Origin of the sequence: Pseudoramibacter faecis (assembly GCF_036289405.1) — a bacterium.
Taxonomy (GTDB): Bacteria; Bacillota; Clostridia; order Eubacteriales; family Eubacteriaceae; genus Pseudoramibacter; species Pseudoramibacter faecis.
The window spans coordinates 13,601-33,933 of record NZ_JAYFFI010000014.1 but is presented as its reverse complement, the minus strand read 5'-3'; the positions used below and the strand labels follow the sequence as shown (position 1 = coordinate 33,933).

Here is a 20,333-nt window from a genome sequence, read left to right as displayed (position 1 = left end):
TAAGTTATCACTGATTGCTTCACGGTCTATTCAACCGGGGAAAGGCTTTGTTTGCTTTTACCTCAAGCGTTAAACGTTGCGGCCTTTTTTCATTTCTGGGAACCGCCCATGATCTGCCGAACAGTCACAACCGATAACACGCCCATCAAAAATGCATTGATTTAATGTCACCACTCTGTCCTTCTTGGCCTATCGCTTGTTGTATCGTAAATCAAAGAGATGTACGACTTCAGTCAAGCTTTTCTTCGTAAAACTGGAGTGATGTGAAAGTGGTTTCTTTGCCGATGTGTTTTATAGATGAGTATACTGTCTTGTAAAGAATTATTAGAGCTTGCCTGGGAATAAACAAATGATTCCACCAAATTACATTACTCAGGGATTGTTCCAAGATCTGGTTAGGTAATGCTAACTAAATTATATCCTATTGTTTATCGTTTTGCAAGCTATGTACGGTGAAAAGAGCTTCCGTGCTCTTTTCACCTTTCTCAATACGCCGGAAGCCCGTATCCGTAGATACCGCTGCTTCCCACGGTGTACTGCTGCTGGCGGCAGGCGTCACCGGAGTTGCCCTCTACGGTATGGACCACGCCGTTTTCACAATATTCCACGATGCCCACGTGGTCAATGGTGCCATCCGCGCCCCAGTCAAAAAAGATGATGTCCCCGGCCACCGGTTCATAGTTTCGGCCCTGCTACTGGCCCTGTGCCACAAACCAGGTCACGCAATCGGAGCAGAGGGAGAATCTGGGGATGAGCCCCGCCTCGATGTAGCCGTACTCGTTGGCACACCAACTCACGAAGCAGGCGCACCATTCCACGCGGCCGTCAAACCCGTACCAGGACCAGTAGGGCTGCCCGCCCTGCTGTCCGAGCTGGGACAATGCCAGCTCCACGATGGCCTGGTTGCCAAAGCCCATGCTGAACGCCCGACCATAGGGATAGTAGCGCAGGAAGTGTGCCACATACTGCTTGTCGCCGTAGCTGCTCCAGCCCAGCCTTGCCGCCTGCATATCGGAAAACTCCGCGGCGTTTCCCGCGGAACGCGACGACTGCCTTACAGCAAGCGGGTTTTGCCCGCGCGTGCGGATGGGGATGTCCTCCCGGCGCACGATCCGTCCTGCGGCCTGTCCGGGATCTGTCCCGGCCTGGGTGCTGCCGCCTGATACCGGCCCGCTGGCAGACGGCGCTTTCCCTGCGGACCGGGCGGCCTGCTTTGCCTGCTCCCGCGCTTTCTGTATGGGCTGTTCCGCTTTTTTCTGTTTGAAAGACTCCTTTGCCTTGGAGATGTTGTCCGCTGTCTCTTTGACGGCCTTCCGGCCCTGCCTGTCCAACTGGTGCCCGGCCTCATGGAGCATCGAATCGGAAAGCGTGGAAACACGGTCCGTGGCGTATTCCTCCGGGGAGCTTTCTGCGCTGTCATAGCCGTGCTCCGCCTTATCCTTCACCCGCACATAGGCGTCTTTCATGCGCTGGGCGGCCACGGCGGATTTATCAATGGCCTTGACCGTGCCCTTCAGCACGTCCCGCGTCTTGATCTGCAGCATCACGCATCACCTCCCGAAAAAAGAAGCAGAGCGGCAGGGGGTGCCGCTCCGCAACGAGATACATGATTCTTTTTACGTAGTTGTATCGAAAATAAAAGGGTAGAAAGAGCCTTTTCTACAATTGCCGCGCTCCGCGTTTTTCTGCTGCGCCGCCTCCTTGAATACCGACAGGGATTTCCGCAGGGACGGCTTTTTCTCCTGTGTCAGCTTCTTGGCGGAAAACTCCTGAAAGGCCGCCATGAGCGCGTCCGCGTCCCGGCCCTTGAAAAACACAAGGTAGCGGGGCGGAACTTCGCTGGCGTCCTTTTTCAGCGCAAAGTCGATCCCGTATTTTTTGGCGGTACTCTCAAAGGCTTTGATGTTCTCGCCGGTGATCTCGATATTGGAGACACCGGCGTTTTGGCGCACAAGCTGCTTTAGGGTCTGCTTCCCGTGGGGGATGGTCTGCTGTTTCTTTTGTTTCTTTGCCAGCTCCTTTTGCACTTCCGCAAGAATAGCTTTGATCGCCTGCTGTAATATCCTTGCGGTGATCTTTGTGCCCCTGATAGACAGGGCAATGACTTTTTCATTGACTTCATCCTGCATTTACCGGCTTCCTTTCCTCGGAATTTTGCAGTAATGACGGTTAAACCCGCACCCGCAGGCCGTTCAGGTCGTCGGCGCGGATGCCGACAAGATGCCAATTCTCGCCGTACTCCATCCGGGCAGGCTTCCATTTGCCGCGGGTAAAGACTTCCAGACAATCCCCGGCATGCGGTCCGCCGCAGTAGTCCGTCAGGTCAAAGCGGATGTCGTAGCGGTCTGTCAGCTCGTCGTAGAATAATGCGCCCTGTTTCATGGTGGTTGTCCTCCTTTTCGCGGTTACAGGCTTTCCACCTCGTTGCAGATGTACTTCCGCTTTGGCGGCGGCAACGCGCCGCTTGCCATGTCGTGAGAGACAAGGGATGTGTAATAGATAGTGGACGGGGCATTGAACAGCGCCGCCCGCAGGTATTGTCTGATGTTGCGGATTCTGGTGGTGTTCTCCCGCATACAGTCCAGCACAAAGCGGATGTGTTCGCTGTCCAGCTTCATAAACTTTGCCTTGACCAGCTCTGCCGGGTAGTCGTCCCCGGCAACGCGGAGCGTCTTTCTGGCGCTGCACACGGTTTCAAGGATCAGGTCTACGATCTCGTCTACTCGGTCTTTTTCCAAGCGGAACTCCTGCAGGAGATAGTCGTACTCGATATTCTCCCTGATGATTTCCTCATAGACCTTGCAGGCGTCGCTTCTTTCCGTTCTTTTCCTTTATTTTATTTTTCCAGAAGGCAGAGAATAAAATAGATAAAATTTTATTTATCGGAACGCACATCGCTGGGCGAAAGACCGGACTTGGATAAAGGATTGGACGCAGAGAAAGTGACGGGGAACCATTCCCGGATGGGTTGTTTTGGTTTGGGCGGCGGAGGAAATAATCGAATTAGAATTTGGCAGATGATTACGACAGCGGTAACGAAAGAAAAACTGGATGCGTGGGAAAAGCTGTATTCAAAAAATAAAGGAAAACTGCGTGCAAGCCGTATTAGCGGCCGTTAGCGACCGTGAACTCAATGATTCCTTTATTGCCAAATATGCGCCGCCGCAGAAACAAATACCCGAATTTGAACAAATTGTCCGCCTGAATGCGCAGGAAAATGGCACACGGTATCCCGAGGTTGTGACCTATGTGCTGTGGGGTAACGTATATGTGGGTATTGAACTCAACACCGGATACTTCCAGGTAGAATGTGAAACTGTTGAGAAGATGACGCAGATCTGGGATGCATTATTTTTAAAACGCGGATTAAATGAGGATGATATAGAAAACGATGTGATGGCCGCACAATGGATACTTTTGGAGAGATAAATCCCAAGACGGCGGCACAGGCTGCAGTGATTGAAAGGCCGGCGGAGGAAATGGTGGGTAAAAACACGGGGAAGATGATCGGCATTGTTTTTATATCGGTCATGGTGATCGTGGTGACGGCGGGATGCGCCGGGCAGAACCGGAATAACAGCCATGGGAATCATCCAAACGAAAACGTAAATTTGAGCCAGCCGGATTTGCGGACCTTGATGAAGCAAGTGGCGGAAAGTGAAATAAGGACCGCGCGCGTAAGGGACGTTCCGGATAAAGCTTTTGCGGACGCCGAAGTCTTTGGCATTGACAAAGACGGCGGTAAAGGGACGGCCTATGTTTACTTAAATGTCGTCGAATACGTTGCCGTTAAGGGAGGAGCCTACAGCATGTCGGGCGCTTCCGGAGAGGCCATTATCCGGTTCAGATATACGGCGGGCGGGCCGAAGCTTACAAAAGTTGAGCGGAGCGCCGACGGAGACCTGCATGATCGTTGGATCAAAGAGCATTTTTCGGAATCGTGCCGGAGAAAGCGCGGTACCTTCATCATTTTTACGTGGCTGTCCAAAAGCAACGGGATGAGCAGGCTCGAAGAAAATATCAGAAAGGAGGCCCAAAAAGACATGGGCGTTCCTGTGGAAACGGAGAATTTTCTTAATATTGACACAGATAAAGGGACGTATGAAATTGTTAAGACGACAGAACGCGGCACGCCGGGTAAGGACTATCAATTTCATTCTGAGATCATTGAAAAGGGCAAGCTCAGCGATTTGGCTGGAAAATAGGAAAGGCATGACAAGCGGGCTCGAGGATTTTTGTATGGAGCCGGCCTGCCACGCCCGAGACCTTGAGGGGATTTCTCCGCGGAGGGAGGATAAGAGGATAAAACGAGAAAAACAGCGTTGCAATGCCCGGCTGGCATGGGTAATGAGCGGCCGAAAAATAAAAGGCCCCCGTCGCTCCGTATGGGAACGTGAGGGGTTAATTTTCGTCAAGGATCTGCTGGTAATAGTGCATCACCTTTTGGGCGTATTGGGGATCGCCGTAGCTGCTCCAGCCCAGGCGGGCTTTCATCCGCGCGCTGAAGTCCCTGGCGTTGGTCTGGGAATAGCCGTCGTCCCGGATGAGGGCCCATCTGATATAGCCGTTGCCGAAATTGTACCCCTGAATGGCTAACATCAGGCGGTTGGTTTGGCCCGGGCGGCTGCAGCCGGCGATCTTGAGGCACTCGGCAAAATATTTCGTCCCCACTTGAATCGAATAATCGGGATCCTGGATGCTGTTGGGGGATTTTTGATAAATCACATTGTGGGGCGATTCGCTGGCTTGCATCGGGTCGCTGCCCAGCCCCTTGGATTCCTGCATCATCATGGCCTGAATCACGGGTGTGAAAGCCGGGATCCGGTATTCGGCGGTGTAGCGGTCGATGGTTTCCCGGTAGTCGCGCACCTGCCTGGTCAAATGTCCGCGGTTGAACCAATCGCTGTTCAGAATTTGGCTGAGCAGTCCGGTGCGGGCGGCGACGGCGCCGGCGGTCACGAGGATGAGCGCGATGAGCATGAGGATCAGACAGCCGTTGCCCCGACGGCGATTTTTTTTTGTTCTTTTTCGGCGGTGCAAAAACGATGCTCCTTTATCAGATTTTTGATCCATGCTTATCTATGGCATGGATGATGAAGTCTCTATTGTAAAGCAGAAAACTTAAAGGCATGCCAAGACCGAAAAAAACAGAGCATCCGCTCTGTTTAAAGCATCTCGTACTTAAAGTGCATCAGCACGTCGTCGAGAAGACGTTCCAGGGTTTCGCTGTCGTGGATGGCGGCGTCGGGGAGCTTTTGGTTAATGGCCTTGATGATGGCGTCCAGGGTGTTGTAGTAGGCGTCACTATGGGCGTGATCGCAGTCAGGCATGGGCGCCTCCCTCGGATTCGCCGGCAAGCGCGTCGGGGTGGCGTTCCAGCCAGGTTTGGGCATAGGAGCAGGTAGCGGCGACGCGGTTGCCGTTTTTGTGGATGGTGTCGATGGCGGCTTGCACCAGCTCGCCGGCGATACCCTGGCCGCGCAGGCTGTCGTCGGTGAAGGTGTGCACGATGGTCTGCACGCCGGCATCAGTAACCGGGAAATCGATTTCGGCTAAAAGTGCGCCGGTGTCGGCATCGCGGTAGTCGATGCGGTCGGTGGTGACATGTTTTTGAATGTTCATAAAAAATCCTCGTGGATGATGATCCATTGAATGCACGCGGCTCAGCGCGTTAAAGGGCAGAAAGGGGCACCGACAAATTCGGCAAGGGTCCGGGGATCAAGCCCGACCTGGGCGCCGACCCTGCCGCCGGAGACATAAATGCGCGTTTGATCCTCGGCCGCTTTGTCGATGAAGGTGGGATAATTTTTTTTCATCCCGATGGGCGAGCAGCCGCCGTGAATATAACCGGTGTTTGGCAAAAGTTCTTTTTGAGGAATCATGACGATGGATTTTTCGCTCGCGGCGCGGGCCGCTTTTTTCAGGTCGAGCTCGGCGGCGACGGGAATCACAAAGACTTTGAAGCCCCCGGAATGGCCGCGGCACACCAGGGTCTTAAAGACTTCGTTTGGGTCTTCGCCGATTTTGTCCGCGACGGAAACCCCGTCGAGAGCACCGCCGTCAGCCTCGTAAAACTGGGCTTCGTAATACAGATGGGCCTGGTCCAGGATGCGCATGACGTTGGTTTTGTGGGCGTCGTTTTTTTGTTTTTTATGTTTTTTCGACATGGTTGCCTCGCAGAAGGGACGGCTGATGAGCGCCGATGAATTTTGAAGGCATTATAACACAAAGACGCTCAAAATTCAGAAGGATTCATGCGCGCTGCGCGAATTTTATTTTTTCGCTGCAGGGCGCGGGCTTTTGATGAATCGGCAATCCCGTTGAAAATTTGCTTGTGATGCCCGCCGCCTTTTGATATGATAATAAATAAATTAAAACTTCTTTAAATAAAAAGCAAGAAGAAATCAAAAAACGAAAGGCGACGGTCGATGAAGGAGGCGGCGAAAACTTTAATCAATATCATGAATCGACTGCCGAAGACCAGCATTTGGCACAATATGGAAACCGGGCAATACATGCGGGTGATTCTGCGCATGCTCGACATGAAACATTTGGAGAAAAGCTTGATGTGGGAGGGGCTGTCCCCCTTCGACTTTCACGATATCGGCAAAGTGCTCCTGCCGGTGGAGCTCAACGATTACCGGGCGCTTTATTCCAACGAACAGCGCCTTCGGGCGATGGCCCATGTGGATTACGGCCAGCATGTGTTTTCGCGGGTGCGCGAGCAGGCGCCTGAGGCGGCAGATTTTTGCTTTGCCGCGGAGCAGATCGCGCTGTATCATCACGAATGCTTTGACGGCTCCGGCTATCCGGACGGACTGGCGGGAAAGGAGATTCCTTTTTTGGCCCGGGTCTGCGCGGTGGCCAATTCCTTTACAGGTCTGCGCAGCGGCCACGGGGTGTTCACCCGGAATTCCGTGGTCAAGAGTCTGGATGCGATCGCCAAACGCTCGGGCACTTTTTTTGATCCTGACATTGTCGACATTTTTGTTGAACACACCCGGCTTGAACTCATCGATGAATTAAGATAAGGCATGCGAAAGCATTGGAGCCATTAAAAAAGCAGAGTGTGGCTCTGCTTTTTTAATGCGGGGATTTTGTGCATTCTGTGCTATAATGAAGCCATTCAATCAACGGAGGCAGGTTCAATGGCAAAACAACAAGCGGGTAAACTCATCGTGATCGAGGGGGTCGACGGCTCCGGCAAGCAAACGCAGTCCCTGCGGCTTTACGGCCGGCTGGCGGCGCAGGGAAAACGGGTGTTGCGGGTGGCTTATCCCCGCTATGACGAGGATTCTTCCGCGATGGTGCGCCACTATCTGGCCGGCGATTTCGGAGCGGATCCCGATGCCGTCAGCCCCTATGTCGCGGCGACTTTTTTCGCGGCCGACCGCTATGCTTCCTATCGGCAGGAGGTCGGGCCGTTTCTGGCCGGCGGCGGCCTGGTGATCGCCGACCGCTACACCACCTCCAACATGCTGCATCAGGCCGGCAAGATCGTGGATGCGGCGGCGCGGCAGGCCTTTCTCGACTGGCTGGAAGATTATGAATTTCGCCTGCTGGGGCTGCCCCGACCGGACGCGGTGATTTATCTGGATATGCCCCCGGAGGCCAGCGGGGCGCTCATTGCCGGCCGCACCAATAAAATGACGGGGGAAGCGGCCAAGGATATTCACGAAAGCCACCCGGCTTATCTCGAGCGAGCCTATCGCGCCGGGTGGGAATTGGTCGCCCGTTACGGCTGGACGCGCATTGACTGCCTGAAGGACGGTGTTTTGCAAAGTGTGGATGTCATCGGCGGTGCCATCGAGACGGCGCTGCGGGATCAGGGGATATTGGCGTGAAGACGCCGCTTAACGACACCCTGCGCGCCTTTGCGGATCAGGACCGGGTGCGCCTGCACATGCCGGGGCATAAGGGCCGGGGCTTTGCCGGGGCGGCCCTCGATGTGACGGAGCTGCCGGGAACGGACAATCTGCACCACCCGACGGGGGCCATCGCCGAAAGTCAGCGGGAGTTGGCCCGGGTTTATGGATCCAAAGCAGCGCATATTTTGGTGGGGGGCACCACGGTTGGACTCATCGCGGCGATATTGGCCGGCACCGGCGAAGGGGACACGGTGATCGTTCCGAGCAATTCTCACCGATCGGTTTTGACAGCGCTGACTCTGGGGCGGATTTGCGGCGTGTTTATCGACCCGGCGCCGGATGAAATCCTGGGCTTTCCCGGAGCGGTGACATCGGAACAGGTGGCACAGGCGCTTTTGTCCCATCCGGATTGCCGGGGCATGGTGTTGACCACGCCGACTTATTACGGGACGGTGTCGGACACCCGGGCGATTGCCGAACGGATGCACCGGGCCGGAAAGTGGCTGATCGTCGACGAGGCCCACGGGGCGCATTTGGCGTTTGGCAAGGCATACCCGACGGATGCGGTGACAGCTGGAGCCGATGTGGTGGTGCAGAGCACCCATAAAATGCTGGGGGCCCTGACTCAGGGATCGCTGCTGCACCGCTGCAGTGACCGCATCGATGACGAACGGCTTTCGGCGCGGCTTGCGATGCTACAATCGTCGAGCCCGAATTACGGTTTGATGCGCTCGGTGGAACGCGCCGTCGCCGAGGCGGCTGATCGCGGCGCTGCCGTGTTCGGCGCCATTGCCCGGGCTCACCGGGTAGCGGCCGAGGCCGCGCAGGCGACCGATAATTTGTTTTTATACGCGCCGGCCGGAAGCTACGATGCGAGCAAGTGGCTCTACGGGGTTCGGGATGGCAGCGGCATGGTCGTCGGGCGCCATTTGCGCGAGCAGGGGATTTACTGCGAGCTGGAGACGCCCCATTGGCTGCTGGCCCTCACCGGGATTGGCACCACCGTCGGGGATCTTAGGCAGTTGATCCGGGCGGTGGCGGAAAACAACCGCCGCGTTGGCCAGCCGGCAGAAAAAAGCAATATAAATCCAACACTGCCGGCGGAGCGCTTTAATCAGACCTGGCCGCTGTGGCGGGCCTTTAGCGCGGCCAAGCGCCGTGTGTCGTTGACCTGGGCCGAGGGGATGATCAGCGGGGAAATACTTATTCCCTATCCGCCGGGCGTGCCCGTCGTGTTGCCGGGAGACCGCCTGACGGCGCCGCTTATCGCCTATGTGCAGGCGCAATTGGCGGCAGGCATCACCGTGATGGGCGTCGATGCCCGGGGCGGCGTGACGGTTGTTGACACCGATGCGCAATAGCGCATGAAGAACGGTACAAAACCGGCATCAAACGAGAATGAATCAGAAAGGAGCCGCGCATGGGCGCCATGTTTGAAGGGATCATCGGCCAGGAACGCATTAAAAATTTGCTGACGCGGGCCGTTCAGCAGGATCAGATCAGCCACGCGTATTTGCTGACGGGGCCGCGGGGCATCGGCAAGACCACGCTGGCCCGGGCTTTTGCTAAGGCGATTTTATGCACGGCGCCGGCGGCGCAGCGGCCATGCGGCGAATGCGCCTCCTGCCGGCACGTGGCGGCGGAAACCCATCCGGATTTTTTGAAGGTAGCTCCGCAGGAAGGGGCGAAAAATATCAAGATCGTCCAGGTCCGGCAATTATTGACGGCCATTGCCGCCCGCACCTTTGATGGGGGCAGCCGCGTCTGCCTGATCGCCCAGGGAGAAACGATGACGCCCGAGGCGCAAAATGCCCTGCTTAAATCGCTGGAAGAGCCGGAACCGGGCAACGTGTTTATCATCCTGGCGGAAAACGGCGAAAAGATTTTACCCACCATTCGTTCACGGTGCCAGCGATTGACACTCGATCCGCTAAACGATCGGCAGATGCGTGCCGTGCTCGAGGCCGCCGGCTGTGAAGCGGCGCAGATGGACGCGCTGGTGCAGGGCGCGCAGGGGTGCCCCGGGCGGGCATTGGCCCGGTGGCAGGGCGAAGCAGCCGAAGTTTTAAACCATGCGGCGTTTGAGGTGATTTGTGATATACTGAAGGGGCAGCTACAGACGCTGTTTCCCTTTGCGGAAAAAATCGGCAAAGATACTGGCGCTCAGGCGGTGATCGCCGCGTTGATCCGCGGGTTGAGCGAAGCGCAGGCGGCGGCCTTGACGGGTCGCGGGGCGTCGGCGCTTTCGGCAGATGCCGGACAATTGATGGCCTTGGCGAGCCCGACGCAAATCGACGGGATCCGGGAGATTTTGTTTGAGCTCGGCCGCCGGCTGACGACCAACGCCAACCCGCGCATCCAGTGGGAAGCCGCGTTATTAAAAATATCGGAATTACAGGAGAACCAATCATGAAGATAAAAATCGTCGGCGTGCGATTCAAGCCGGGCGGGAAGGTGTATTATTTTGACACCACCGGCCTTGAGATCCACCGTGGCGATCCGCTGGTCGTGCAAACCGCCCAGGGGATCGAATATGGAGAGGCGGCGCTGGCGCCAAAAACCATCGACGAGACCAGTCTGCAGACGCCGGCTAAGCCGGTGCTGCGGGTGGCGACGGAGAAAGATCAGCAGGACTATCAGACCTTGAAGGAAAGGGAAAATGAAGCCCGCAACGTGTTTGACGAACGGGCCAGGGCCAATGAGCTGGATATGAAACTCATCAACGTATCTTTCACCTTTGACCGCAAGAAGGCCATCTTTTATTTCACGGCGGACGGGCGGCTCGATTTCAGAAAGCTGGTTCGGGAATTGGCTTCGATCTTTCATCTGCGCATTGAACTGCGGCAGATCGGCGTTCGGGACGAGGTCAAGATGTTCCACACTCTGGGCATCTGCGGCCGGGAAACCTGCTGTTCGAAGTGGCTGGACAATTTCCGTCCGGTATCCATTAAAATGGCGAAGGAACAGGGCTTGTCGCTCAATTCGTCTAAGATTTCCGGCGTGTGCGGCCGCTTGCTCTGCTGCCTGACCTATGAGGACGAATTTTATCACGATGTGACCAAGCGCATGCCAAAGATCGGCAACTGGGTAACCACACCGGAGGGCGAAGGCCAGGTGTACCGCCTGAACGTGCTGGAAGAAAAAGTGCTCGTAAAAATGCAGACGGACAATGACGAATGGAAATCAAAACCTTCGGCATGGATGAAGTGGTGAAATCCGGGAACAAGCATGTCCAGGCGAATAACCGGCGGCGGCAGCAAAAACGCCAGGAGGACCATGACGATAGTGACGACGGCGATGGCGAAAACACCCATCGCGGGAAGGGGAGAAATCATCGGGATTATCGAGACGACGATCGCCATGAAGGCAAAGACGAACACCGCAGATCCCGGCACCGGCATCATCCGTCGGGGCGAAAAGAGGCGCGCCATGAGAATGGCGGCTCGCATCAGCGGCAGACAGTCAGAGACACGAAACGTTCGCCGAAGCTAACGGAAAAAAACGCTGAAACCGGCAAAAAACCAAGGGATTAAACGAAATCATTTGAAAAAAGTGTTCGTTTTATCTTGATTTAATTCGGCCTTTGGGTATAATGATTAATATATCAAAGAGCTGAAAGGAGTATGATTATGGCCTATACAATTTCTGACGAATGTATCTCTTGCGGTGCTTGCGCGGATCAGTGCCCGACCGAAGCAATTTCTGAAGGTTCTCCGTACGTGATCGACGCAGATGCCTGCATCGACTGCGGTTCCTGCGCAGATCAGTGCCCGATGGGCGCGATTGCACCGGCCGAATAAGTTCGGACCTACAATTTGATGATAAAAACCACCAGATGCCGCTTTGCACGAGCGGCACCCGGTGGTTTTTTATTGCGCTTTAATGCCCTGTGACTTGAAACAGTGGCAGACAAAAAAGAAGCCAACAAAAAACCACCGATCGTGCCAGCAACCGGTGGAAGGTGAGAAAGTATCGACAATTGGCAAGCGCCAATGGAGATCAGGTTTTGGTAATATCACAAATGGTGAACCCGAGAGTTCGCTTTAAGTAGTTTAAAATTGCTTTAACCGCAGAAGAAACATCAGAAATGCGCCCGGTGAAAATCAGTGTGCCGCTGAAACGGTCGATAAACCCGATGTCGATATGCGCGGTTTTGCAGGCCATGTCGCCGGCAATCACAGCAATCTCCGGTGGGGTCATGCTCAAGATGCCAATGGCGGCCTGGGAGTAGTCGATGGCGGGATTCAGCCCCAATTTCTGGTAAACGATGGCTTCCGGGCCCGCGATGATGTGGGCGAGGGTCACCTGTTTGCCGGGAACGGTTTCCTGAATGATCCGCATTTTGCCCTCGTTGGATTTGAGAACATCTCTTTCATTTAGAATTTGTTCCATCGGTAAATCTGCCATGTTACTTCCTCGATTCATTCGTCATCAATTTAGAATACGTTTTTAATATAGCACGAGCGGCGGCTGAAATAAAGGCAATAATTAGCGGAACAACCGAAAAAAATGGCGAGAACGCAGGGGCTGCAAAAAGAAAAAATGGATGCGGCGGAAATCGGGCCAATCCTAAAAAATAAACGGGTCTCGCCATAGAATTGGGCATGGGCGGAAAACTATGCTAAAATCAAAGCAAAATAATGGCGTGACGCCATCATCAGGAAGGAAACAAGTGAATGAAAAAGGGGGACATTGCCACCGTTAAAATCGAACGCACCCGCTATCCGGGCAAGGGCATCGGCCCGATTCAAGATGGCGACACCACCATCCCCTGCGCGGTGAAGGGCGCGGTTCCCGGGCAGATCCTCAAGGTGCGCATTTCGAAAAAGCGCAAGGGCAAGGCCGAAGGCAAGCTGCTCGACGTGCTGGCGCCGGCGCCGGACGCCGTGACGCCGGTTTGCCCGATGTTCGGCCGGTGCGGCGGCTGCACCTATCAATCGACGGCTTATCCGTCGCAGCTGGCGATGAAGGACGGCTGGGTGATGACGCTGCTGGCGGAGACCGGTATTACGGAGTTTGAGCACCTGCCGGCGCTGCCCAGTCCGGAAATCTACGGCTATCGCAACAAGATGGAGTTTTCTTTTGGGGACGATTGCCCCGGTGGGCCGTTGATGCTCGGCCTGCACGAAAGGGGCCATTTTTACAATATCGTTTCGGCTCAGGACTGCGCGCTTGTGCATCCGGATTTTCGGGCGATCGTCGCCGCGGTGCTGGACTATTTCCGTTCCCGGGGGGCTCAGGCCTTTCACAAACGGGCGCACATCGGGTTTCTGCGCTATCTGGTGGTACGTCGGGGGGCGGCCACCGGCGAAATCATGGTCAACCTGGTGACGACCAGCCAGGGCATATTGGATGATACGGCCTTTGTGCAGGCGCTTAAGCATTTGCCCCTCGCCGGCAGGCTCGCCACGGTGATCCACTCGGTTTATGACGGGGTGTCGGACGTGGCTCGGGCCGACACGAGCCGGATTCTCTTGGGCGAGGGCATCATCCATGACACGATTTTGGGCATTGATTTTGCCGTGTCGCCCTTTTCTTTTCTGCAGACCAATACCCACGGCGCCGAGACGCTTTACGCCGCGGTGCGCCGGGCGGTGACGACCTATACTGAGCGCCGGGGCGGCGGCAAAAAGCCGGCCGTTTTTGATTTGTACTGCGGGGTGGGAACCATCGCCCAGATGCTCGCCCCGATTGCGGACCAGGTGACGGGCATTGAGCTCGTGCCGGAGGCGGTGGATGCGGCCAGAGCCAACGCGACGGCCAACGGCCTGACCAACTGTACCTTTATCGCCGGCGATGTAAAGGCGGAAGTGGGGAAGCTCGCCGGGGCGCCGGAGGTGATCGTACTTGATCCGCCGCGGGAAGGCATTCATCCCAAGGCCCTGCCGGATATTTTGGCTTTTGCCCCGGCTTGTTTTGTTTACGTCTCTTGCAAGGCCAGCTCCCTCGCCCGGGATTTGCCGGCCTTTGTCGCCGCGGGCTATCGCGTCGAGACGGTGCAATGCGTGGATATGTTTGCACAAACGCCGCACGTGGAGACGGTTGTACTTCTTTCCCACAAAAAACCGGACAGCCAAATCAATGTAAAAGTGGAGTTCGGAGATGAAAATGGTAAATTTCCAATAGGGAGTATTGCGGAAAAGGCAGAAGAATATAAGCCTAAAGAGAAAGTTACATATAAAATGATTCAATCATACATAAAAGAGAAATATAATCTTAAAATGCATACTGCGTACATTGCAGAAGTAAAGCGCAATTTAGGAATACAAATGCAAATGGAAGTAAAAACAGAAGGGACTTTACAAAATAGGAAATCTCATCCGTCTAAAGAAAAAGTTGAAATAATTAAAGATGCACTTTTACATTTTAATCTCATATAAATGTATGGATTCGCACATTTGTATAATGTGGCTATCCATAATAAGGTATATAAAAAACAGGTGGAAACATTTATGACAAACAGATTACGCAATGAAAGACTTGAAATTAAATTAACAGAAGAAGAAAAGGCTCTTTTTGAAGAGAAAAGAAAACTCGCAAGGTGCAGAAATATGAGCCATTTTATTAGAAAGTGCGTTTTGAAAAAAGAAATTTATCAGATAGATTTAGAGCCGTTTCGAGATTTACAAGGTTTACTTTCCAATGCCACAAACAACATCAATCAGATTGCAAAGCGAGTAAATTCGACCGGCGTTATCTATAAAGAGGACATAGGCGATATGAAACAAGAGATTGAACATTTTTCAAAAGAACTGTGGCAAATTCATTCCTTGCTTCTAAGCAGGACTTCCGGAGGTGATTAAAATTTATGGCGATTACAAAAATACATCCTATAAAATCAACCCTTCATCTTGCCATTGCTTATATTGTTAATGGAGATAAAACAGATGAACAACTCTTAGTCAGCACCAACAAATGCCATCAGTCAACTGCTCATACTCAGTTTTTAAGGACAAGAAGGGAGGCGAGAACTAAGGGAACCGTCCTTGCAAGACATCTGATTCAATCTTTTTTACCGGGAGAAACAACGCCTGAAATGGCACATCAAATCGGTCTTGAGTTATGTAAAAAGATACTCAAAGATGAGTATGAGTTTGTGTTATCGACGCACATAGATAAAGGACATATCCATAATCATATCATCTTCAACAATGTGAATATGTTTACCGGCAAGTGCTATCAATCCAATAAGAAAAGCTATCATAAGATCCGTTACCAGAGTGATAAGCTATGCAAAGAAAACAACCTTTCCGTCATTGATGAACACTACGAAAGCTTTAAGAAAAAATATAGGACGAACGGTAAGTCTTGGTATGAAAATGAGCAAGCAAAGAAAGGTACTTCTTGGAAAAGCAGGTTACAATTTGATATTGACCGCATGATAAAACAGTCAAAGGATTGGGATGAATTTCTAAAGAAAATGGCTGAGCTTGACTATGAAATAAAGCATGGCAAGCACATCGCTTTTAAGCCGAAAGATAAACCGAGATTTACAAGAGCTAAGACCATTGGCGAAGATTATACTGAAGAACGATTAAAAGAACGAATTGCAGAAAGAGAGTTTATCAAGACACCCGCTGTAAAAAAACGCATCGGCAATGTTATTGACATAAATACCAATACAAAGGGAAAGGAAAGCAAAGGCTATGAATATTGGGCAACCAAACACAACCTGAATACAATGGCGGAGTCTGTTATCTTTCTTAGAGAACAAGGCATTAAATCTGTTAAAAAGCTTGATGGGTACATTCAAAAAGCAGCCGATGAAAGACAAAGTCTGCAAGATAAAATCAAGGCTATTGATAAGGAAATGCAGGAGCTTTCTGCCACCATGGAACGAGTTCATGCCGTAAAAAAATATAGGCAATACTACAAGGAATATAAGACAAATCCGTCTGATAAGTCATTTTTTGAAGAGTACAAAGCTCAAATTACCCTATATGAAAATACCCTTTCAGAGCTTGAAAAATCCTATTCCAAACTTCCAAATTCAAAGGATATTTTAGCTGAACTTGATAAATTGCAAGAAAAAAAGAATATCCTTATGCAGGAGTATTCTTCCTCAAAATCGACGATGGACGAGCTTTATCAAATACGAAAAAATTATGGAATTTACATGTGCAAGGAGATGGAGAGATAATCTTTATCTCCTTAAATTGTTATTTTTTCAGCTATTATCTTAACAACTTCTACTGTATCGGGAAAATTAAGCTCTTTTATATATGGATTGTCTTTCAAATAAACTCTCCATAATTCTTTTAAATAACTATCTTCCTTAATATCGTTTATAATTTCCTTTGCCTCTTTCATAAAAGATATACTATCTCTTTTCCTTGCAGTTGATAAAACAGCCTGTTTTAAAACATTAAAATCAATCTCTTCTTTCCGCAAATTATACAGGCTATATAAATCATAGAAATCTCTCATCCTCGTTGTAGATATATTCCTTTTTATAACATTTTCATACTTTTCCGCAAGTATGGTTTCAAGAGGATATGCAAGCACCTTAAGCCCTTCTTCCCTAAACATACAAGGATATACATATTCTATTTCTTTTGGTGTAATTGCATCGCCTGTCGTAATATCTATTTTCATTGCATTTCTTATCTTTCCAAAGATTGCAATCAAATGTACTCTGATTCTTCTCGAATATGAGTTATATCTGTAATTTCAAAATGTATTCCGTCATCAACTTTTATATCTATAATTCTGAAACGATATTCTTAATTACATCTTCTTTTAACGGAATTCCTTTCACAGTCGTATCCATATCCATTGTTGTCCTATTATCTATACCGATCATCGGCGATATTAAGAGTCCACCTTTAATTACGAAATTAAATTTATATTCTGAACGAGATAATCTTTCTTTTCTAAGAATCTCTCAAAGAAAAACATCTGCAAGACTTCCTGTGAGCTTAAATTTTTATTTTTTGCGATATTTTTTACTTTACCTTTTAAACTCTCTGAGCTAATTATTTTATAACACATCCATATATTTTCTAATTTCATTTTCAATGCCTAATTTTCGGCTGTATTTAACGAGATTTCTCATGTTTTTCTCTTTACTGTTAAAGTATGCAATCATTGCTTCTGTAAATATTTGCTTATCAATAGAATTTCTCTCTGAAACAATATCGCAAATGCTTCTTTCCATATCATAGCATCTTACTTCATTCCCTAATGCAGTCCTTACAGTTGTAATGCCCACACCAAAGTTTTCTTTATTTTATATAATGCACCTTAATATTTTTTATTCGTTTTTTTACATGACTTACATTATAGCCTTGAGGGACACTGATATGAAAAATATTAGGACTTCTATCGCTGAGTCCTAACAAAAATAAGGCGGTGTGGAATGAAAAGACTACTTTTTCATTATTAAATGACAATAGTGCAAACTCATCATCTATATCATCTTTTTTCTTGTATACTCCATTTTTTACTCGTTCAAGTTCTCCTTTATGAACAAGCTCAGCAAGCTTATATCTCTTAATGCCGAGCTGCTCAGCTTTTTTGTTCGTAATGAAACCTACAGATTTTAAATATTCATTTAAAGTATCCATAATATACCACATCCTACATTTACGCTTTTATTATAAACTATTAAAGAGTATTTGTGAATGAGTGGCAAAAAAATAATCGGTGCAGTCCTAAGACCGCACCGACCATATATTTATCTTTCAGCCTCTTTTGAAGCTTCTTTCTTTTCTTTAGGCTTTTCCTTTTCTTCAGCTTGATACTTTTTAATCGCTCCAAGCACGGATTCTTTCTTTTCTTCATTCCCTTTCATCTGCTCTCTTGCCTTTAAGAGCTTTGAGGAAAGTATCCTGATATTGCTATGCTCCTTGCCGTTATCATCAATGGAAGTTCTAATCTGTCCAAAGAGCTTCACAAAATCTCCCTGCTTAAAGTCCTTTGGTATATCCCCCTTGTCTCCATAAGCGGAGCAGTTATGATATACCTTATTCCCGTCATCGTCTTTGGATACTACGGAGAAATTCGCTACCTTAAAGGCTTCTCCGCTCTTGTTTTTTCTCTCAATAACATCAACCTTACCTACAATATTTCCAACGATATTGACAAGGTTATCTTTCTCCTTTTGAACAAGGAAGATCTTTAATCTGCCCCTGTTCTCTTAAATCTTCAATCGTGCGGTCAAATTCCTCATTTAAAAGCATTAACGAATCATTAGCGGTATAGTTGTCATAAATTTTGTCTAATGCCTCTTTATCATTTACTCCCCTTTCAAAACTTATGATCGATTTGATAAAATCTTCATAATTTTCGGTTGCCATATTCTCAATCATTTTTCTTGTTTCATTGTAATTCATTGTTTTTCCCTCCCTATTATGTCAAGTGATTTTCCTTGAAATTTCAAGGATTTTTTATCTATCTCAGATGGAGAATGAGCTGTGGCCATGAGCATTTCTCTGTATCTGGTACGAAAATAGCGTATTTGTGGTACACGAAGCAGAACGTCGTATTTTCCGATCTGCATGGCCTTGTGTGTACCCCGCTTTGCTATAGCGACGAACCTCCCGTATCTACCAGGATCGTGTCCCAACTTCCTTCGTCCCGCCTGCCCATATCCGGGTGTCAGCTCAGCTCCTCTACGGGGTCTTTGCCCTCTGGAAAATATTCCTGCCGACTACTGGCTCATTCTTTTTGATTTTGCTGACTTCATCTCTGGCGGCGGCACCAGTGCGGTGGACGTTTCCCTGCTGCCTTCGACTTTCTGTAGCGATAGTTGATTTTCCCGCTGTGTGTTAACGATCTCTTTCCGCTGTTACGCGCCCTCCGCGCCCTCAAGTGGTCTTCGAATGTCATTCAGCATCTTCGTGCCATCATAATCCGTACCCTTCGTCAGGATCACGTAGAACACGCGTATCAGCTTGCAGGCTACCGCGATCAGCGCCTGCATCTTCTTCAGCGGATTTCGGCTCCCTCGGTATAGTAGGAATAGATCCCTCTGAATTCGGCGTTTCTTCCAACTGCGAACAGGGCTGCTTCATAGAGCACATACCGCAGTCTCTTTCTTCCACGGTAACTGATGTGATACTTACCCTGATGCTTTCCGGAGCTGTTTTCCACGATCGCAAGTCCCGCCAGCTTCTGCAGCTGTTTCGGATCATCGAAACGTCTGATGTCTCCGACTTCTGCCACGAATCCATACGCTGTTTTCGGGCCGATCCCCCTGATATTCATTAACTTATCGATATATGGAACCTCCCGGGCCTTCTCAGCCATTCGTCCCATGATGTCATTCACACGCTGCGAATATCGTTCCACATCATCGAGCAGATATCCAAGCTCCAGGCGGGCTGCTTCCGGTGATTCCAGACTGCCGATGCTGTGCATCGCAGCAGTCACCAGCACCATTGCCTTCTTCACACCAACAGCACGCACCTTCGCTTTCCTCCAGATCTGGCAGACACCCTCTACTCCGGGCGCTGCAATGTCCTTCGGCAGCGGTGCTTCCCTGAGGATCATCCTGCCGCTGACAGCATCCGGGCTCTTGTAAACGTCTTTGTATTCCGGGAAATAGATACTGAACCATCGCGCAAGGCGGTTCTTCGCCGCTGTCAGTGTTTTTTGGGCCTGCCTCTGCTGATTGGAAAGGCTTCTGATCTCCGCGTATATGCCTTCCGGAATATACGGATAGGAATATCTGCCCTCGTTCACCAGCCCCGCGATAACTTTCGGATCTTTCCGGTCATTTTTGCTCGGATCGTTATCATCCAGTTCCTTGGACTGCTTCACATGATACGGATTCACATGGACCGGTCGCATGTCATTCCGCTGGAGGAACGCACCCAGATTGAACCAGTAATGCCCGGTCGGTTCCATCCCCGGAAGGACACGGGTCATACCATGTTTCTTCATGAGCGCTTCCAGCCATTCCAGAAAAGCATGAAATCCTTCCTCGTCATTGTCGAAAGCGAACGGCTTGCGAGAGAATTCGATCCCGCGGTTATTGAACGCTCTGGCATAATGCGTCTCACTTCCGATATCAATTCCGACAACCAGAGTTTCGTCAGTAATGGCTTCGATTTTCGCATTCTGTGTGTTAAACTTCATAGTAGATACCTCCTAGTGAATTTCAGGTTTTGCCAACTGTGCGAGTCAGCAAACCTGATTCTACTCTGAGGTATCTTTCTTTATCAAGCACCTTCTTTCGGGATCTCTGTAATTACATCATACAGGAAGCTCCTTTGTGTAAATTTCGGGGGCTTAGAGTCTCCCTAAAAGTTTGCCCCAGCCAAGAGTTTCCAATGAGAGCCTGCTCGAATTGATGAAACTGTTAGGCGAGGATACAAGCTAAAAATTGATAGCAGTAGACTTCAACCAATCGCTAACTTTGTTAGCTCTTGGGAAGTCTTTGCATAGCACCTACCAAACACTCAAGTAAACTTTCGTGTGGTTAGGTGCATAAAAAAGAAGCAGTTCCCGAAGGGCTGCTTC

26 protein-coding genes and 3 pseudogenes are annotated in these 20,333 nt (G+C 50.4%); 13 read left to right on the top strand and 16 right to left on the bottom strand.

Translation table 11 applies throughout. The features are described from left to right. Positions 1-485: 485 nt before the first annotated feature. The 4 genes and pseudogenes from V3C63_RS11830 to V3C63_RS09100 all read right to left on the bottom strand — a co-directional run. Positions 486-923, bottom strand: a pseudogene (locus tag V3C63_RS11830) (CHAP domain-containing protein); the annotation flags it as partial. A gap of 693 nt (positions 924-1,616) precedes the next feature. Beyond that, positions 1,617-2,129 (bottom strand): PcfB family protein, encoded by a 513-nt coding sequence (locus V3C63_RS09110; protein ID WP_329887470.1) that lies wholly within the window; start codon positions 2,127-2,129, stop codon positions 1,617-1,619. Between the two features lie 40 nt (positions 2,130-2,169). Continuing rightward, complete coding sequence (locus V3C63_RS09105) at positions 2,170-2,382, bottom strand: DUF5348 domain-containing protein (protein ID WP_329887469.1); 213 nt, start codon at positions 2,380-2,382, stop codon at positions 2,170-2,172. 23 nt (positions 2,383-2,405) lie between these two features. Continuing rightward, positions 2,406-2,807: pseudogene (locus V3C63_RS09100) on the bottom strand (DUF6017 domain-containing protein); the annotation flags it as partial. Between the two features lie 108 nt (positions 2,808-2,915). Between V3C63_RS09100 and V3C63_RS09095 the strand changes: the two are divergent. The 3 genes from V3C63_RS09095 to V3C63_RS09085 are packed head-to-tail and all read left to right on the top strand — an operon-like array spanning position 2,916 to position 4,205. Then, a complete protein-coding gene (locus V3C63_RS09095; RefSeq protein WP_329887468.1) occupies positions 2,916-3,119 on the top strand; it encodes a hypothetical protein in 204 nt (67 codons plus the stop codon). Further along, positions 3,094-3,429, top strand: coding sequence for a hypothetical protein (locus V3C63_RS09090; RefSeq protein ID WP_329887467.1), 336 nt, complete (start codon positions 3,094-3,096; stop codon positions 3,427-3,429). Before V3C63_RS09095 ends, V3C63_RS09090 begins: the two co-directional genes overlap by 26 nt. Further along, entirely contained in the window at positions 3,408-4,205 is a 798-nt protein-coding gene (locus V3C63_RS09085) for a hypothetical protein (RefSeq protein WP_329887466.1), read from the top strand. The genes V3C63_RS09090 and V3C63_RS09085 overlap by 22 nt, the downstream gene beginning before the upstream one ends. A 196-nt stretch (positions 4,206-4,401) precedes the next feature. Here the strand turns inward: V3C63_RS09085 and V3C63_RS09080 are convergent, their stop codons facing one another. The 4 genes from V3C63_RS09080 to ybaK form a co-directional block, all read right to left on the bottom strand. Continuing rightward, positions 4,402-5,040, bottom strand: a complete 639-nt coding sequence (locus tag V3C63_RS09080) for a lysozyme family protein (RefSeq protein ID WP_329887465.1) — start codon at positions 5,038-5,040, stop codon at positions 4,402-4,404. 125 nt (positions 5,041-5,165) lie between these two features. Then, complete coding sequence (locus V3C63_RS09075; RefSeq protein ID WP_329887464.1) at positions 5,166-5,330, bottom strand: hypothetical protein; 165 nt, start codon at positions 5,328-5,330, stop codon at positions 5,166-5,168. Next, entirely contained in the window at positions 5,323-5,649 is a 327-nt protein-coding gene (locus V3C63_RS09070; RefSeq protein ID WP_329887463.1) for a GNAT family N-acetyltransferase, read from the bottom strand. The genes V3C63_RS09075 and V3C63_RS09070 overlap by 8 nt, the downstream gene beginning before the upstream one ends. Positions 5,650-5,663: 14 nt before the next feature. Further along, positions 5,664-6,167 carry a Cys-tRNA(Pro) deacylase gene (gene ybaK, locus V3C63_RS09065; RefSeq protein WP_329887462.1) on the bottom strand — a complete coding sequence of 168 codons (504 nt, stop codon included), beginning with the start codon at positions 6,165-6,167 and terminating at the stop codon, positions 5,664-5,666. Between the two features lie 261 nt (positions 6,168-6,428). Here ybaK and V3C63_RS09060 point away from each other — a divergent pair, with 261 nt between their 5' ends. The 7 genes from V3C63_RS09060 to V3C63_RS09030 all read left to right on the top strand — a co-directional run bounded on the left by V3C63_RS09060 (position 6,429) and on the right by V3C63_RS09030 (position 11,668). Next, on the top strand, positions 6,429-7,031 hold the full coding sequence (locus tag V3C63_RS09060) for an HD-GYP domain-containing protein (RefSeq protein ID WP_329887461.1): 603 nt from the start codon (positions 6,429-6,431) through the stop codon (positions 7,029-7,031). A gap of 117 nt (positions 7,032-7,148) precedes the next feature. After that, the gene (locus V3C63_RS09055; RefSeq protein ID WP_329887460.1) at positions 7,149-7,844 is read left to right on the top strand and encodes a dTMP kinase; all 696 of its coding nucleotides are present in this window, start codon (positions 7,149-7,151) and stop codon (positions 7,842-7,844) included. Further along, a complete protein-coding gene (locus V3C63_RS09050; RefSeq protein WP_329887459.1) occupies positions 7,841-9,229 on the top strand; it encodes an aminotransferase class I/II-fold pyridoxal phosphate-dependent enzyme in 1,389 nt (462 codons plus the stop codon). Before V3C63_RS09055 ends, V3C63_RS09050 begins: the two co-directional genes overlap by 4 nt. A gap of 59 nt (positions 9,230-9,288) precedes the next feature. Then, positions 9,289-10,281 carry a DNA polymerase III subunit delta' gene (holB, locus tag V3C63_RS09045; RefSeq protein WP_329887458.1) on the top strand — a complete coding sequence of 331 codons (993 nt, stop codon included), beginning with the start codon at positions 9,289-9,291 and terminating at the stop codon, positions 10,279-10,281. Next, the gene (locus tag V3C63_RS09040) at positions 10,278-11,081 is read left to right on the top strand and encodes a PSP1 domain-containing protein (protein WP_329887457.1); all 804 of its coding nucleotides are present in this window, start codon (positions 10,278-10,280) and stop codon (positions 11,079-11,081) included. Before holB ends, V3C63_RS09040 begins: the two co-directional genes overlap by 4 nt. After that, positions 11,045-11,401, top strand: a complete 357-nt coding sequence (locus V3C63_RS09035; RefSeq protein ID WP_329887456.1) for a hypothetical protein — start codon at positions 11,045-11,047, stop codon at positions 11,399-11,401. The genes V3C63_RS09040 and V3C63_RS09035 overlap by 37 nt, the downstream gene beginning before the upstream one ends. Positions 11,402-11,497: 96 nt before the next feature. Beyond that, on the top strand, positions 11,498-11,668 hold the full coding sequence (locus V3C63_RS09030; protein WP_006599568.1) for a DUF362 domain-containing protein: 171 nt from the start codon (positions 11,498-11,500) through the stop codon (positions 11,666-11,668). A gap of 199 nt (positions 11,669-11,867) precedes the next feature. Here V3C63_RS09030 and V3C63_RS09025 read toward each other — a convergent pair whose 3' ends face one another. Beyond that, positions 11,868-12,275 (bottom strand): BMC domain-containing protein, encoded by a 408-nt coding sequence (locus V3C63_RS09025; RefSeq protein ID WP_329887455.1) that lies wholly within the window; start codon positions 12,273-12,275, stop codon positions 11,868-11,870. 269 nt (positions 12,276-12,544) lie between these two features. On the opposite strand from V3C63_RS09025, the gene rlmD reads away from it, so the two are divergent. The 3 genes from rlmD to V3C63_RS09010 all read left to right on the top strand — a co-directional run bounded on the left by rlmD (position 12,545) and on the right by V3C63_RS09010 (position 16,008). Beyond that, a complete protein-coding gene (gene rlmD, locus V3C63_RS09020) occupies positions 12,545-14,248 on the top strand; it encodes a 23S rRNA (uracil(1939)-C(5))-methyltransferase RlmD (RefSeq protein ID WP_329887454.1) in 1,704 nt (567 codons plus the stop codon). A 72-nt stretch (positions 14,249-14,320) separates the two neighbouring features. Next, positions 14,321-14,671 (top strand): plasmid mobilization protein, encoded by a 351-nt coding sequence (locus tag V3C63_RS09015; RefSeq protein WP_329887453.1) that lies wholly within the window; start codon positions 14,321-14,323, stop codon positions 14,669-14,671. A gap of 5 nt (positions 14,672-14,676) precedes the next feature. Next, complete coding sequence (locus tag V3C63_RS09010; protein ID WP_329887452.1) at positions 14,677-16,008, top strand: relaxase/mobilization nuclease domain-containing protein; 1,332 nt, start codon at positions 14,677-14,679, stop codon at positions 16,006-16,008. Between the two features lie 11 nt (positions 16,009-16,019). Here V3C63_RS09010 and V3C63_RS09005 read toward each other — a convergent pair whose 3' ends face one another. The 7 genes and pseudogenes from V3C63_RS09005 to V3C63_RS08980 form a co-directional block, all read right to left on the bottom strand. Continuing rightward, positions 16,020-16,508: a nucleotidyl transferase AbiEii/AbiGii toxin family protein gene (locus tag V3C63_RS09005; protein WP_329887496.1), complete on the bottom strand. Its 489-nt coding sequence runs from the start codon at positions 16,506-16,508 to the stop codon at positions 16,020-16,022. Between the two features lie 61 nt (positions 16,509-16,569). Then, positions 16,570-16,749: a nucleotidyl transferase AbiEii/AbiGii toxin family protein gene (locus V3C63_RS11825; RefSeq protein WP_425355375.1), complete on the bottom strand. Its 180-nt coding sequence runs from the start codon at positions 16,747-16,749 to the stop codon at positions 16,570-16,572. Between the two features lie 99 nt (positions 16,750-16,848). Beyond that, on the bottom strand, positions 16,849-17,079 hold the full coding sequence (locus V3C63_RS08995; RefSeq protein ID WP_329887451.1) for a hypothetical protein: 231 nt from the start codon (positions 17,077-17,079) through the stop codon (positions 16,849-16,851). A 13-nt stretch (positions 17,080-17,092) separates the two neighbouring features. Beyond that, complete coding sequence (locus V3C63_RS08990) at positions 17,093-17,434, bottom strand: type IV toxin-antitoxin system AbiEi family antitoxin domain-containing protein (RefSeq protein WP_329887450.1); 342 nt, start codon at positions 17,432-17,434, stop codon at positions 17,093-17,095. A 110-nt stretch (positions 17,435-17,544) separates the two neighbouring features. After that, positions 17,545-17,763 carry a hypothetical protein gene (locus V3C63_RS11820; RefSeq protein ID WP_425355373.1) on the bottom strand — a complete coding sequence of 73 codons (219 nt, stop codon included), beginning with the start codon at positions 17,761-17,763 and terminating at the stop codon, positions 17,545-17,547. Between the two features lie 193 nt (positions 17,764-17,956). Continuing rightward, on the bottom strand, positions 17,957-18,202 hold the full coding sequence (locus V3C63_RS11815) for a hypothetical protein (RefSeq protein ID WP_425355372.1): 246 nt from the start codon (positions 18,200-18,202) through the stop codon (positions 17,957-17,959). A gap of 455 nt (positions 18,203-18,657) precedes the next feature. Next, positions 18,658-19,949: pseudogene (locus V3C63_RS08980) on the bottom strand (IS110 family RNA-guided transposase). Positions 19,950-20,333 lie beyond the last annotated feature (384 nt).